A 12900-nucleotide genomic window follows, 5' to 3' on the forward strand; every position below is an offset into this window, starting at 1 on the left:
TTTCGCCGAAAGCGAGACCGCTGGCACCGAGCCCCGATCAGACGGATGCTGGAGATCATGAAGATCCTCGTGCTCGGCGGAACCGTGTTCCTCAGCAAGGCCATCACGGCGGAGGCGGTCCGGCGGGGCCACGAAGTGGTGTGCGCGGCCCGCGGCGCCTCCGGCGGGGTGCCGGAAGGCGCGCGCCTGATCCCGGTCGACAGGAACAAACCCGGCGCGTTCGACACGCTGGCCGGCGAGCAGTTCGACGCGGTGATCGACGTGTCGAAGTACTCGGTGAACTGGGTGCGGGACGCGCTGGAGGCGTTCGGGGCGACCACGCCGCACTGGACGTTCGTGTCCAGCATCTCGGTCTACGCGGACCACTCGACGGGCAGCGACGAACTGTTGCCGCCGCTGGAGGACGATCCGGCCGAGGAGTTCACGGCCGAGCGGTACGGCAGCGTCAAGGTGGCCAGTGAGAACGCGGTCCGCGAGGCCGTGGCGGGCCGCGAGTTCATCGTCAGGGCCGGGCTCATCACCGGGCCGGACGACCCGAGCGACAGGTTCGGGTACTGGCCCGCGCGGATGGCGCAGGGCGGGCGCGTGGTCGTGCCGGACAGCCCTGACCTGGGGTTCCAGCACATCGACGCGCGGGACCTGGCACAGTGGATCGTGTTCGCGGCCGAGGAGCGGGTGACGGGCACGTACGACTCGACGGGGCCGGTCATGCCGTTCCAGATGGCCATCGGTGAGATCGCCGGGGCGACGGCGCCGCCTGGGACGCAGCTCGTGCCCGTCAAGGAGAGCGTGCTCAAGGAGCTCGGGATCAACCCTTGGGGCGGGCCGCGGTCGCTGCCGCTGTGGCTGCCGCAGGAGTGGGCCAAGATGGTCGGCCGCGATGTCAGCAACGCGCTGGCGAACGGGCTGCGCGTCAGGCCGCTGGCCGAGACCGCGCTCGACTCGCTGGAGTACGAGCGCGGCCTCGGGCTGGACCGGCCCCGCAAGGCGGGACTCAGCCGGCAGGAAGAGCAGGAAATCCTTACAGCAGTGAGTTGATCTGCGCGGCGACGAGGTCGATGCGCACGCCCTGGTTCGGGCAGCCGCCGAAGTGGTGGAGCCCGATCACCTTGTGCGTGCGCCTCGACAGCACGGGTGAGCCGGACGAGCCGCCTTCGGTGTCGCACATGTAGCTGATGTCGGACTGCGACGAGCTGCCGTTCACCCGTACCGCGCGCACGACGCAGTAGCCGCCGCCGTTGTTGTTGTCGCGCAACGACAACTTCTTCAGCTTCCCGGCCGGGTGGCCGACGATGTACATCTCCTCACCCACGGCCGGAACGCGCGCGTCCAGTTCGAGGTAACCGAACGAGCTGATGGCCGCGAAGTTGTTCACCGTGAAGAGGGTGTAGTCGAGCGCGGCGCTGTACTTCAGGACCTGGGCCGCCAGCACCTTCGTGACGGTGGCCGAAGTGGTACCGCCGCAGGTCGGGCACTGGTAGTTGAACCACACCTCGATGCCACTGGTGCTGGTGAAGCAGTGTTCGTTGGTCAGCATGCGGTTGTTGGGGCCGACCCGCCACGCCGTGCACAGCGAACTGCCGTTGCGCAGCAGCTTCGCCACGGACGCGGTCTTGCCCCACTCGGTCGGGTTGCTGGTCCGGTAGCAGACCGCGTCCCGGTAGTCGTTCGTGCCGCAGATGCTCTGCACGGACGGCTGCGAGGACATCTCGGCCTCGGTGTAGCCACGCGTGAGCTTGTCGATCCGGACGCGCGACAGCGGGTTCGTCACCGAAACCACAGCGCGGTCGCCCGTGATCGACATGGCCCAGAAGCCCGACGCGTCGAGCGTGGCGGTCAGCGAGGCCTTCAGGTCTCTCGTGTACGTGTACTTCTCGGTGCCGTCAGGGTTCGACACCGTGAGCACGTCACCCGGCAGGATCCGCAGGTCCGTGAAATGCAGCTTCACGTAACCGGACCCCGGTCGTTCGATCACCGTCGAACGATTCGCGCCACCCACGCGGACCGAGACCGACTCCTCGGTTCCGATCTGCTGCGTCTGCGGCGACGAAGCCTCAGCGGGTGTAGAGGTGGTGGTGGTAGCAGGGACGATGGTCGTCATCGGCAGGGCAAGAGCCAGTGCCGTGAGGAGTTGCAGGGTTTTCCTCATGCCTTTTGATACTTCCGACGTCACCTGACCGTGTCAGCCCGCCAATCGTCGGTAATGGAGGATTCCGTGAAACTTGTCCATTTCAGTCATGCCTGCGTGCTGCTGGACTCCGGGTCGACGCGAATCCTGATCGATCCCGGCACGTTCTCCGCGGGGTTCGAGGACCTGGAGGACCTGGACGCGGTGCTGGTCACGCACCAGCACGTCGACCACATCGACGCGGAGGGGCTGCCCGCGCTGCTCAAGGCCAACCCGCGGGCGCAGCTGATCGTCGACGAGGGCACGGCGCCCAGCGTCGAGAACGCGACCGTCGCCCGGCCGGGTGACACCTTCAAGATCGGCGACACGACCGTCCGGGTCGTCGGCGGGCAGCACGCGGTGATCCACGAGGACATCCCGATCGTGCCGAACGCCGCCTACGTGGTCGGCGACGGCGCGTTCTACCACCCTGGCGACTCGCTGTTCGTGCCGGACGAGGACGTCGACGTGCTCGGACTGCCCGCGGGCGCGCCGTGGCTGCGCACCGGTGAGGCCGTCGACTTCATGCGTGCCGTGCAGCCGCGGGTCGCCGTGCCGATCCACGAGAAGACGCTCGCGAGCCCGCAGATGGCCGTCCGGTTCTTCGAGATGCTGAAGCCGGACGGCACCGAGGTCAGGCTGCTGACGCCAGGCGAGGAGACGGCAGTCTGACGTAGGTGGTCGGCGCGGCGTCGTGGGCGAGTGCGACGTCCACGGCGTCGAGCACGGCCTGCCGCGCACCCGGACGGTGCAGGTCACGGGCGTCGACGGTGATCCGGGTCAGCCCGCCGCGGCGCGCGGACCTGGCCGCCGCGTAGACCAGCGCCAGCGACCGCAGCTCACCGAAGCTGGTGCGTTCGGTCAGCGCGTGCAGACGGCCCAGGGTCGCGAGCCCGCTGCCGACCTCACGAACGGCGTGCGCGTCGGCGCAGCGGTGGAACCTGTGCTTGGCCAGCGCGATCAACGTGCCGGGCGACGCCACGCAACGCCGTGGCGCGAACGTGTCGGCGGTGAGCCCGATGGCGTCCATCTGCAGACGCGCGCCCATCAACAACAACCCGGCTTCATAGGCCGGTAGCCGCCGTTGGCCGAGACCGTGCAGCACGACGGCATCGCCGAGCGAGGTGCGGTGCCGCACCCATTCCTGCGCCGTGCCGAGGTCGCGTGGTGCTACGAGCAGCGACAACGGCACCTGCCGCGGATCAAGGGCCGCAGCGAGATCAGCGCATCGGTCGAGTGTCTGCGGACCGATGCCGGACAGGGAGACCACGAGCTGTGAGTGCACGGTATGAGTGCCCCATGCCGTGGTGACATCCGCGTGAAAGCGGCGCTAACTCACGCAAGCCAGTCAGCGAAGGACCGGCCAGTGAGCCGCTCGTACGCCTCGATGTACCGCTGACGGGTCGCCTCGACGACGTCGGCGGGCAGCGCGGGCGGCGGAACATCGCTCTTACGGTCCCAGCCGGACGCGGACGACGTCAGCCAGTCACGCACGAACTGCTTGTCGAACGACGGCTGCACGCGGCCGGGCTCGTACCCCTCGGCCGGCCAGTAGCGCGACGAGTCCGGCGTGAAGACCTCGTCCGCGAGGATCAGCTCGCCCGAGGCGTCCAGCCCGAACTCGAACTTCGTGTCCGCCAGGATCAGGCCACGCGTCAACGCGTACGCGCGCGCCTCGCTGTACAGCTCGATCGTGCGGTCGCGCAGCTTCGACGCCAGCTCGACGCCGTGCTTCTCGGCGATGACGTCGAACGACACGTTCTCGTCGTGCGCACCGATCTCGGCCTTCGACGCGGGCGTGAAGATCGGCGGCTCCAGCTCCGACGCCTCGACCAGCCCGGCCGGCAACTCGATCCCGCACACCGCACCGGTCGCGGTGTAGTCGGCCATGCCGGAGCCCGTCAGGTACCCGCGCGCCACGCACTCGACATCGACCATCTGCAGCTTGCGCACCAGCAACGCACGGCCGCGGACCTCGGCGGGGATACGCGGGTCGTCGAACGCGACCAGGTGGTTCGGGGTGAGCCGCTCGAACCAGAAGACGCTCATCGCGGTGAGCACGCGCCCCTTGTCGGGGATCTCCGAGCTCAGGATGTGGTCGTACGCCGAGATGCGGTCCGACGCGACGAACAGCAGCAGCTCGTCGTCCACGTCGTACAGATCGCGAACCTTGCCGCGGGCGACGTGCTGGTAGTCAGCGAGCGTAGGCACGCTGGTCAGCCTACGTGGCCCTGTCCTGAAACCGACGTACACCCCGGCACCACTACAGATCAAGGCCAAAGACGCTTAAGGTGCACCCGTGCTCCCTAGGAAGGCCCTGTGGATCCCGGCTTTGGCAAGCTTGGGGCTGCTCATCGTGCTGGGCGTGGCCGGGTGGAGCTTCGACTCCAGCCCCATTTCGTCTCCTGCCTCAGGAGCTTCGCTCAACGCGAGCACACCCCAGTCGGTGACCATCGTGCCGACGCCGGACGTCGCCGACATCACCGTCAAGGGGTCGTCCTCCGAGGCGACGACCACCACCACGACGAAGACCACGCAGCCGAAACCGCCACCGGCCCAGCAGCCTCCCCCCGCGCAGCAGCCGACGACCACCGAGCCCCCGCAGCAGGGACTGCTGGTCAACGAGGGCGCGCGATGCGATCCCGAAGGCGCGCACGGCATCGGCCTGCTCGGCGAGAAGCTGGTGTGCCGCAAGGATCCCCAGCGCGGCGACCGACTGCGCTGGCAGAAGGCCTAGGCGCGCCACTCCAGCACGTCGACCTTGTCACCGACACTGATCGTGCCGGTGCGGACGACCTGTGCCTTCATCCCGAACGTGACGCCACCGTCGGGATCGCGACGGTAGGTCGCCAGCGAACGAATCGGCTCGGGGCCGTTCTTCATCCCGGTCTCCTGGTCGACCATCGGCACCGCACAACGCACGCAGTCCTTGGCGTAGGCCAGTTCCACGTCACCGATCGCCGCGCGCCGCACCCGGTCCTCCGTGTGCGGTTCCGGCCAGCCGGACACGACCACGTTGGGGCGGAAGCGGTTCATCGGCACGGGCTCCCCGCCGCGTTCCAGGATGCGCTCGTTCAGGCCGTCCAATGAGGACAGCGAAAGCACCAGCAACGCGTTGCCGTCGGCGTATCCGATGACGCCGGTGGTCTCGCCGGTCGTCTCGCGGTGGATGTCCGGCGGCGTCCGCACGAGCCGCACCGACTTCCCGAGCGCGTCGGAGAAGTACGCGGCGGCCGCGTCACCCTGGTCGATTCCGGTGCCATGCCAGACGTGCACGACCACCTGGACCCGCGGCCCGTCGACGACGACCGGGAAGGATTCGCCGCCGATCGACAGCGCCGAGTCCACGAGGGACGGACGCAGCGCGGCCATCTCCGGAACCTTGCGCTGCGACAGGAACACGCCGGCGTCGTCGACCAGCATCATCATCCGGTCGCCGCGCAACCCCGTCGGCTCCACGGCCGAGGACGCGACGGAGTACCCGCCACATCCCTTGACGGGGTAGACGACCAGGTCGGACACGATCACAGAATCGGCTCCGGCTCGTAGACCGGGTACTTGTCGACGACCGCCGCGACCTGCTCCACGATGGACGCGACCTGCGCCGACGCCACCCCGGTGAACGACAGGCGGTCGGCCAGCAGCGCGTCCAGGGCGGCGCGGTCGAGGGGCAGCCGCTCGTCCGCCGCGAGCCGGTCCAGCAGGTCGTTCTGCGCCAGGCCCTGCTCGCGCATCGCCAGCGCGACGGCCACCGCGTTCTCCTTGATGGCCTCGTGCGCGGTCTCGCGACCGACACCCGCGCGCACGGCCGCCATCAGCACCTTCGTCGTGCCGAGGAACGGCAGGTAGCGGTCCAGTTCACGGGCGACGACGGCCGGGTAGGCGCCGAACTCGTCCAGCACCGTCAGGAACGTCTCCAGCAGCCCGTCGAACGCGAAGAACGCGTCCGGCAGCGCGACCCGGCGGACCACCGAGCACGACACGTCGCCCTCGTTCCACTGGTCGCCCGCGAGCTCGCCGACCATCGACAGGTAGCCCCGCAGGATCACCGCGAAGCCGTTCACGCGCTCGCACGAGCGGGTGTTCATCTTGTGCGGCATGGCGCTGGACCCGACCTGGCCGGGCTTGAAGCCCTCGGTGACCAGCTCGTGGCCCGCCATGAGCCTGATCGTCTTCGCCACCGACGACGGCGCCGCGGCGAGCTGCACAAGCGTCGAGACGACGTCGAAGTCGAGGGAGCGCGGGTAGACCTGGCCGACGCTCGTGAGCACGCGCTCGAAGCCGAGGTGGCCCGCGACCGTCTGCTCCAGCTCCTGCAGCTTCTCGGGCGTGCCGAGCAGGTCGAGCATGTCCTGGGCCGTGCCGACCGGGCCCTTGATGCCGCGCAACGGGTAGCGCGCGATCAGTTCGTCGAGCTTGCTGAACGCCACCAGCAGCTCGTCCGCACCCGTCGCGAAGCGCTTGCCCAGCGTCGTGGCCTGCGCTGCCACGTTGTGCGAACGGCCGGCCATCACGAGGTCGGAGTGCTCGGCGGCGAGACGTGCGAGCCGGCCGAGGACGGCGGCGACCTTGGACCGGATCAGCTCCAGCGACCGCAGCACCTGCAGCTGCTCGACGTTCTCGGTCAGGTCGCGCGAGGTCATTCCCTTGTGGACCTGCTCGTGGCCCGCGAGCGCGTTGAACTCCTCGATGCGCGCCTTCACGTCGTGCCGGGTGACGCGCTCGCGCGCCGCGATCGACTCGAGGTCGACCTGCGCCAGCACACGCTCGTAGTCCGCGACCGCCGTGGCCGGCACGTCGATGCCCGCGGCGGCCTGGGCCCGCAGGACCGCGAGCCACAACTGGCGCTCCAGCACGATCTTGTGCTCGGCCGACCAGAGCGTCGCTAGCGACGTGGAGGCGTACCGACCTGCGAGGACGTTGGCGATGCGGGGCTTCGTCACGCCCTCAGGTTAGTGCACCTCGGACTCACTCCCAGGCGATGCCCGGGTCCGTGACCAGCTGTGTGAGCACTCCCACCTGCACGGGTACGGTCTCGCGCTGACCGGAGCCGTTCGAGGGGTTGTAGGCGTAGCTGGAGATCTGCACGAAGAGCCCGCTCTCGAACCTGCGGACCACCTCCGCCTGCTGGACCGCCGTGGTCCCGTGGAAGAACTCGGCCTCGGTGACGACCGACCCGTCCTGCTGCCGCGTCTCCATGCACATGGACGCGCCGGAGCAGAAGGTGTTCTTGTTGAAGCTGGTCTTGGAGACCGTCACGCGCAGCGCGGTCGGTCCGATGCCGTCGGTCAGGTAGACGTAGCCGGAGAACTCCGGATCGCCGGGCCTCTGCGGGGCCGACGTCGAGTACGGCGGGAAGATGAACTGACCGGGACGGAAGCTCCCGTAGATCTCCTTGAGGTTCGTCATCCGCACGCCGAGGTTCTCCGCGAGCTTGTCGCCGATGCGCTGGGCCTTCTTCTCGACGGACTCGCTCGGTGGCGCCGACGAGTTCGTCCGGGTGTCGGCGCCGAGTTGAGTGTCCCGGTCGCGCGGCAGCAGGCCGGGCAGCGAGAACGACGCCACGGCGATCACTGCCGTAGCCACGCCCACAGCGACCAGCGCTCGTCGACGACTTTTTTTCTGCTCGACCCGCCTGATCAGGGTGTCGGGGTCGAAGTCGAGCGGCGGCTCGTCCCAGACGGCCAGCAGCATTCCCTCGCGGATCTCCTGCTCACTCACGACGCGACCCTCCCCGAACTGCTGTCGAGCTTCTCCACGATGGTGCGCAGCGTCGCGAGACCACGCGCCGTCTGGCTCTTGACCGTTCCCTCGCTGCACCCCATGGCCACTGCCACCTCGGCGACCGGCAGGTCTTCGAAATAACGCAGCACGAGCACCGCCCGTTGACGCGGCGGCACCTGCAGCAGCGCGGTGTGCACCAGCTCACGTGCCCACAGCTTGGCGCTGGTCGTGTCCGGGTCCACGGTGGCGTCCGCGGCGTCGGGCAGCTCCCCGTCGCGCTGCTCGGCTCTGCGCCACGGCCTGCGCTTCTCGTCCAGCCAGGTGCGCAGCAGCACCTTGCGGGCGTAAGCGATCAGGTTGTCCAGGTCCTTGATGCGCTTCCACGCCAGGTACATCTTCATGAGGCTCGACTGCATCAGGTCTTCCGCTGTGTGCCAGTCGCCACAGAAGAGATACGCAGTACGTCGCAAGGACGCGGCATTGGCTGCCGCGAACTCGCGAAAGCCCTGTTCGTCGGCCTTGCGCATGCGTTCCCCTCTCGCGTCCTCAACCAGGGGAACGCATCGGAGGAACGCGGGGTTGCATCACGCGTGACGCGAAAGAGCCGAACGGAGCATCCTGGCCGCCACGCCCCGCGGATCCGACTTGAGCTCGATGAACGAGTTGACCACCGAACCGTCCACCAGCGCGATCAGCTCCTCGACCCGGTCGCCGCCGACCTCACGGCCCGAGCGGGCGACGACGTCGGCGACGAGCCCGCGTAGTTCGGTCGACAGCACGCGCATCAACGGCCGCAGGTACGGGCGGCGGCCGGTCGCGACGAGGCGTTCGTAGCGCAGCAGCACGGCCTCCATGTCGGTCGCGTCCTCGCCGACGAGCAGGTCGAGCATGAACTCGACGAGCATGTCGTCGGTCATCTGTTCCGGGATCGACGAGAGCCGTCGCCGGAAGCTCGCGAGCTCGCTGCGGCCGTGGAACTCGACGGCCGCGGTGATCAGCTCGTCCAGCGAGTCGAAGTAGTACGTGGTCGACGCGAGCGGCAGACCTGCGCGTTCGGCGACCGCGCGGTGCCTGACCGCGTCGAACCCGCCCTCCGCGAACAGGCCGGACGCGGCCTCCACGAGCGCCTGCCGCCTGCGCTCACCCTTGGGAGTTGCTGCCGTCATAGTCGAGCCAGGGTACTGGGCGAACGATCAGAACTTCGGGGCCAGTGCGTCCGCGAACCGCTTGGCCTGCCCTTTCAGCTCGCCGTCGCCCTGGGTGAACACGTAGAGGTCCTGCCCCTTGGCGGTCTTCGCCTTCTCCGCACCGGCGGGCGCCTCGAACGGCTGCGGCGTGACGATCGCGGTGATCGTCAGCCCGTCGATCGTGAACGCGGCCGAGCGGGAGTCGGGCGAGCAGGTCTGCGCCGGGGGCAGCGCGGTGTCCGGTGGAACCGAAAGCTCGACGGCGAGGGCGTCGGCGAGCTCTCGGTCCACACCTGCACAGCCCTGCACTGCGCTTTCACTGGCCGAAAGACCAGTGCTTCCCGGCGTCTGCGCGTCCCCCTGCGTGGACTTGCTTTCACCGGAGAAGTTCGTGGGCGGTTGCCCCTCTTGCAGAGTCATCGGGGATTCTGCCGCGTTGTCCCGCTCCTGCCCAGAACCCGCGGTGGTCGAATTGCTCGTGTCCTGGCCTACCCACCCGTTGGCGGCGAAAACCCCGCCGAACCCGAGCACGACGACCAGGGTGGTGCCGGCCGCGATCGAGTTGCGCCGGCGCAGCGTGGCGCGGCGCGAGGCCTGACGGACGTCGCCCGCGTCGAAGGACGCCGGTGGTGCGTCGTGTGCGGCGTCGCGGAACAGTTCCGCGAGCTTCTTCTCGTCCATCTACGTCCTCCTCTCGCTGGTCACGACGCCGGTCGCAGGTCGTCGATGGCGTCACCCAGAGCTTCCCGCAGTGCGGTGAGCCCCCGGGCGGTCTGACTCTTCACAGTTCCTTCCGAGCACTTCAGCGCCTCGGCCGTGGCCGTGACGTCGAGGCCCTCGAGGAACCTCAGCACGAGCACCGCCCGTTGCCTGGGCGGAACTCTGCGCAGACCCTTCAACAACGCTTCGCGCGTCGCGACGGTTTCACCGATCTCGTTGTCCGTCGTCGGGGACTCCGGCATCTCGTCGGTGAACTTCTCGCGCCGCCACGGACGGCGTGACTCGTCGATCACCGCGCGCACGACGGTACGTCGGACGTAGGCGTCGAGGGCCTGCTTGTCCCGGATCTTCCGCCACCTCCTGTGCACCGCCACGAAGGCCGTCTGCGCGAAGTCGTCAGCGCGGTGCCAGTCGCCGCACAGCAGGTATGCCGTTCGGCGCACAGCCTCACGGCGAGCCACGAAGTACTCCGCGAACTCCTGCTCGTCGCGCTGATCCACGCGGACTGCTCTCCGCTCGTTCCTCGAGTTGCACTGACTGGACGGAAACTGAGGCACCAACGGTTGCACGAACCACCGGCGAGAGCTACATCACCCCCTCGGTCGTTCACCTGATGTGATCTGATCGAGGCTGTGACCCCCATTGACCTGCGCTCGGACACCGTCACCCAGCCCGACGAGGCCATGCGCCGCGCGATGGCGGCAGCCGAAGTCGGCGACGACGTGCTGGACCACGACCCGACCATGGCCGCTCTGGAGGAGCGGGTCGCCGGGTTGCTCGGGGTCGAGGCCGCGCTCTGGGTTCCCTCCGGTTCCATGGGCAACCTCATCGCCCTGTTCCTGCACCTGCGGCGGGGCGACCGGTTCCTGGCTCCGCTGGGCGCGCACGTGCTGGACGCCGAACTCGGCACCGCCGCGTGGCTGGCCGGTGGAATGCCGCACGCGCTTGCTTCGCTGACTCCCGAGACGGTGGTGGCCGCCGGTGGTGGTGAGTCTCCGTACTACGGGCTACGCACCACGTTGTTGTGTCTGGAGAACACGCACAACGCTGCCGGCGGCACGGTGACCTCCGTCGACGAGCACGCTGCGCTGGTCGCCGCCGCGCGCTCGATCGGGCTGGCGGTGCACCTCGACGGCGCGCGGCTGTGGAACGCGTCCGTCGCTCTCGGGGTGCCGCTGACCTCGCTTACGGCCGGGGCCGACACCGTTCAGGTGTGCCTGTCGAAGGGGCTCGGCGCGCCGGTCGGATCGGTCGTGGCCGGCTCCGCGTCGTTCGTCGTGGAGGCCCGGCGCGTCCGGAAGATGCTGGGTGGCGGAGTGCGGCAGGGCGGAGTGCTCGCGGCCGCGGGTCTAGTGGCTCTCGACCGGATCGACCGCCTGGAAGCCGATCATTCCAATGCCAATGGATTGGCTTCCGGGTTGAGGGCGCTGGGCTGGGAGGTGGACGAGCCCGCCACGAACATCGTGCTGGCGTCGGTACCAGACCTGGAGAAGACGCTGTTGTCCTTGCGCGACGCCGGGGTCTTCGCGAGTCCCATGTCGGGCAAGGTTCGGTTCGTGACGCACGGCGACGTGGACTCGTCCGACATCGCCGAGGTGCTTCGCCGCCTGCGAGAGGACATCTGAGATGCGCTGGATCGTGTTCGACTTCGGCGAGGTCATCAGCCAGCGGAACCCGGCGAGGCCCGCGATGGCTGCTCGGCTCGGGGTGTCTTTCGACGCTTTCGAGACCGCGTACTGGGACCGCGACGCCTACGACCGCGGCGGCTCGGACTCCGACTACTGGACACGGATCGGTTCCTCGCTCGGGTTGACCCTCGACGACGCTCTCGTCCGCGAGCTGACCGCCATGGACAACGCGGGCTGGCTCGACGATCCAGTGGTGGAGACGGTCGCGCTGATCGAGGACCTGGCGTCCCTCGGCGTGCCGCTGGCGTTGCTGTCGAACGCGCCCTCGACGTTCGGACGGCTGGCCGAGAAGATGCCGTGGGCCAAGCACTTCCGGCACCTGATCTTCTCGGGTGACCTCGGCTGCGCCAAGCCGGACGCGGCGATCTGGAAGCACACGTCGTCCGTGATCGGTTCGTCGGACGTGATCTTCTTCGACGACCGCGCGTCCAATGTGGAGGGTGCACTGGCCGCAGGCTGGGACGCGCGGCTGTGGACGTCAGCCTCCGCTGCGCGTGTCGAGCTCCTTGCGGAGCTCGGCGATCTCCGCCCGTAGGTGCCGGAGTTCCTGCGCGGTCTCGAGCTCGGCTTCCTCGACACCGCGCAGTTTCTCCACGAGCCAGCTGGCGATCGTGCCGGTGATGACACCGAGCAACGCGATGCCGCCGACCATCAACAACCCGGCGACGAGCCGCCCCTCACCCGTGACGGGGTAGCGGTCGCCGTACCCGACCGTCGACATGGTGGTCAGCGTCCACCACAGCGCGTCGCCGAACGTGGTGATGCTGGCGTTCTCCGCGTGCCTTTCCGCATCCAGCACCGCAAGACTCGCGCAGAACGCGACGATTACCGTCACACCCGCGACGTAAATGCCGACACGTTGCCTGATCTTGTGCTGGAACTTCTTGTTCAGCAACGTGATGACCGTGATGAGCCGGAGCACCCTGAGCTGCCGAACCATCGGCAGGACCACTGCCGCAAGATCGAAGATATGTGTTCTCAGGAACTTCAACTTGTTCTGCGCCAGGGTCAGCCTCATGACGAACTCGGCCGCGAACACGACCCAGACCAGCCACAACACGATCTCCAGGGTGAAGTGCATCGCCCCGTGATCATCGAGAACCTGCCACGCGTAGGCGGCGAGGAACACCACGGCGAGTGCCGTCAACGGCCACTCGACCTTTCGCTCCCACCGCTCGAGGCGCGCCTCGTTGGCTAACAACACCGCCTCATGGTGAGTGGTTCGTTCGCATTAATCCAGTGTCATCGCTTGGATTTGATCGCACCGTAAGCCGCCGTGCCTGCAAGGAGTAGTCCCCCAATCACAGCGAGCCAGAAAAGGCCTTTCACCACGGCCCCGACGACGGCCAGCACGATCCAGATCGCCACCAGCCACCCGATGATCGCCCACATAGGACCTCCCGTTCCTCCTCCT

General features: G+C 68.3%; 17 protein-coding genes. 5 read left to right on the forward strand and 12 right to left on the reverse strand.

Going from position 1 to position 12900, the window contains the following annotated elements; genetic code table 11:
• Positions 1-57: 57 nt before the first annotated feature.
• Positions 58-1038 carry an NAD-dependent epimerase/dehydratase family protein gene (locus BLR21_RS26170; protein WP_090009428.1) on the forward strand — a complete coding sequence of 327 codons (981 nt, stop codon included), beginning with the start codon at positions 58-60 and terminating at the stop codon, positions 1036-1038.
• Here the strand turns inward: BLR21_RS26170 and BLR21_RS26175 are convergent.
• Positions 1022-2149 carry a trypsin-like serine peptidase gene (locus BLR21_RS26175; protein ID WP_090009287.1) on the reverse strand — a complete coding sequence of 376 codons (1128 nt, stop codon included), beginning with the start codon at positions 2147-2149 and terminating at the stop codon, positions 1022-1024. The genes BLR21_RS26170 and BLR21_RS26175 overlap by 17 nt on opposite strands.
• 66 nt (positions 2150-2215) lie before the next feature.
• Here BLR21_RS26175 and BLR21_RS26180 point away from each other — a divergent pair, with 66 nt between their 5' ends.
• Positions 2216-2839 (forward strand): MBL fold metallo-hydrolase, encoded by a 624-nt coding sequence (locus tag BLR21_RS26180; protein WP_090009432.1) that lies wholly within the window; start codon positions 2216-2218, stop codon positions 2837-2839.
• On the opposite strand, the gene BLR21_RS26185 is transcribed toward BLR21_RS26180, so the two are convergent.
• Positions 2802-3452 (reverse strand): polysaccharide deacetylase family protein, encoded by a 651-nt coding sequence (locus BLR21_RS26185; protein ID WP_090009291.1) that lies wholly within the window; start codon positions 3450-3452, stop codon positions 2802-2804. The two genes, BLR21_RS26180 and BLR21_RS26185, sit on opposite strands and share 38 nt — an antisense overlap.
• A gap of 50 nt (positions 3453-3502) precedes the next feature.
• Positions 3503-4378 (reverse strand): phosphoribosylaminoimidazolesuccinocarboxamide synthase, encoded by an 876-nt coding sequence (locus BLR21_RS26190; protein ID WP_090009294.1) that lies wholly within the window; start codon positions 4376-4378, stop codon positions 3503-3505.
• An 88-nt stretch (positions 4379-4466) separates the two neighbouring features.
• Between BLR21_RS26190 and BLR21_RS41830 the strand changes: the two genes are divergently transcribed.
• Positions 4467-4904: a hypothetical protein gene (locus BLR21_RS41830; protein ID WP_143027880.1), complete on the forward strand. Its 438-nt coding sequence runs from the start codon at positions 4467-4469 to the stop codon at positions 4902-4904.
• Here the strand turns inward: BLR21_RS41830 and BLR21_RS26205 are convergent.
• Genes BLR21_RS26205 through BLR21_RS26235 form a run of 7 tightly spaced genes read right to left on the reverse strand, consistent with a single transcriptional unit; the run spans position 4901 to position 10298 of the window.
• A complete protein-coding gene (locus BLR21_RS26205) occupies positions 4901-5689 on the reverse strand; it encodes an MOSC domain-containing protein (RefSeq protein ID WP_090009435.1) in 789 nt (262 codons plus the stop codon). The genes BLR21_RS41830 and BLR21_RS26205 overlap by 4 nt on opposite strands.
• A gap of 2 nt (positions 5690-5691) precedes the next feature.
• Entirely contained in the window at positions 5692-7110 is a 1419-nt protein-coding gene (purB, locus tag BLR21_RS26210; RefSeq protein ID WP_090009303.1) for an adenylosuccinate lyase, read from the reverse strand.
• A 25-nt stretch (positions 7111-7135) separates the two neighbouring features.
• Complete coding sequence (locus BLR21_RS26215) at positions 7136-7888, reverse strand: hypothetical protein (RefSeq protein WP_090009305.1); 753 nt, start codon at positions 7886-7888, stop codon at positions 7136-7138.
• Positions 7885-8418, reverse strand: coding sequence for a SigE family RNA polymerase sigma factor (locus BLR21_RS26220; RefSeq protein WP_090009308.1), 534 nt, complete (start codon positions 8416-8418; stop codon positions 7885-7887). Before BLR21_RS26220 ends, BLR21_RS26215 begins: the two co-directional genes overlap by 4 nt.
• A 57-nt stretch (positions 8419-8475) precedes the next feature.
• Positions 8476-9057, reverse strand: coding sequence for a TetR/AcrR family transcriptional regulator (locus BLR21_RS26225; protein WP_090009311.1), 582 nt, complete (start codon positions 9055-9057; stop codon positions 8476-8478).
• A gap of 27 nt (positions 9058-9084) precedes the next feature.
• Entirely contained in the window at positions 9085-9759 is a 675-nt protein-coding gene (locus tag BLR21_RS26230; protein ID WP_090009314.1) for a hypothetical protein, read from the reverse strand.
• Between the two features lie 20 nt (positions 9760-9779).
• A complete protein-coding gene (locus tag BLR21_RS26235; RefSeq protein ID WP_030477784.1) occupies positions 9780-10298 on the reverse strand; it encodes a SigE family RNA polymerase sigma factor in 519 nt (172 codons plus the stop codon).
• A gap of 183 nt (positions 10299-10481) precedes the next feature.
• On the opposite strand from BLR21_RS26235, the gene BLR21_RS26240 reads away from it, so the two are divergent.
• Together BLR21_RS26240 and BLR21_RS26245 are read left to right on the forward strand one after the other, a co-directional pair.
• Entirely contained in the window at positions 10482-11423 is a 942-nt protein-coding gene (locus BLR21_RS26240; RefSeq protein WP_420843908.1) for a threonine aldolase family protein, read from the forward strand.
• 1 nt (position 11424) lies between these two features.
• Complete coding sequence (locus BLR21_RS26245; RefSeq protein ID WP_090009320.1) at positions 11425-12021, forward strand: HAD-IA family hydrolase; 597 nt, start codon at positions 11425-11427, stop codon at positions 12019-12021.
• Here BLR21_RS26245 and BLR21_RS26250 read toward each other — a convergent pair.
• Both BLR21_RS26250 and BLR21_RS42730 read right to left on the reverse strand, forming a co-directional pair.
• Positions 11965-12690 carry a potassium channel family protein gene (locus BLR21_RS26250; RefSeq protein WP_090009324.1) on the reverse strand — a complete coding sequence of 242 codons (726 nt, stop codon included), beginning with the start codon at positions 12688-12690 and terminating at the stop codon, positions 11965-11967. The two genes, BLR21_RS26245 and BLR21_RS26250, sit on opposite strands and share 57 nt — an antisense overlap.
• A gap of 38 nt (positions 12691-12728) precedes the next feature.
• Positions 12729-12878, reverse strand: coding sequence for a hypothetical protein (locus BLR21_RS42730; RefSeq protein WP_166049133.1), 150 nt, complete (start codon positions 12876-12878; stop codon positions 12729-12731).
• Positions 12879-12900 lie beyond the last annotated feature (22 nt).

This window comes from Lentzea albidocapillata subsp. violacea, from assembly GCF_900100275.1.
Lineage (GTDB): Bacteria > Actinomycetota > Actinomycetes > Mycobacteriales > Pseudonocardiaceae > Lentzea > Lentzea violacea.

Bases quoted from the DNA above. Each gene is read 5' to 3' on its own strand.
- BLR21_RS26220 (WP_090009308.1), bottom strand. From the start codon at position 8,418: ATGCGCAAGGCCGACGAACAGGGCTTTCGCGAGTTCGCGGCAGCCAAT.
- BLR21_RS26225 (WP_090009311.1), bottom strand. From the start codon at position 9,057: ATGACGGCAGCAACTCCCAAGGGTGAGCGCAGGCGGCAGGCGCTCGTG.
- BLR21_RS26230 (WP_090009314.1), bottom strand. From the start codon at position 9,759: ATGGACGAGAAGAAGCTCGCGGAACTGTTCCGCGACGCCGCACACGAC.
- BLR21_RS26170 (WP_090009428.1), top strand. From the start codon at position 58: ATGAAGATCCTCGTGCTCGGCGGAACCGTGTTCCTCAGCAAGGCCATC.
- BLR21_RS26175 (WP_090009287.1), bottom strand. From the start codon at position 2,149: ATGAGGAAAACCCTGCAACTCCTCACGGCACTGGCTCTTGCCCTGCCG.
- BLR21_RS26245 (WP_090009320.1), top strand. From the start codon at position 11,425: ATGCGCTGGATCGTGTTCGACTTCGGCGAGGTCATCAGCCAGCGGAAC.
- BLR21_RS26240 (WP_420843908.1), top strand. From the start codon at position 10,482: ATGCGCCGCGCGATGGCGGCAGCCGAAGTCGGCGACGACGTGCTGGAC.
- BLR21_RS42730 (WP_166049133.1), bottom strand. From the start codon at position 12,878: ATGTGGGCGATCATCGGGTGGCTGGTGGCGATCTGGATCGTGCTGGCC.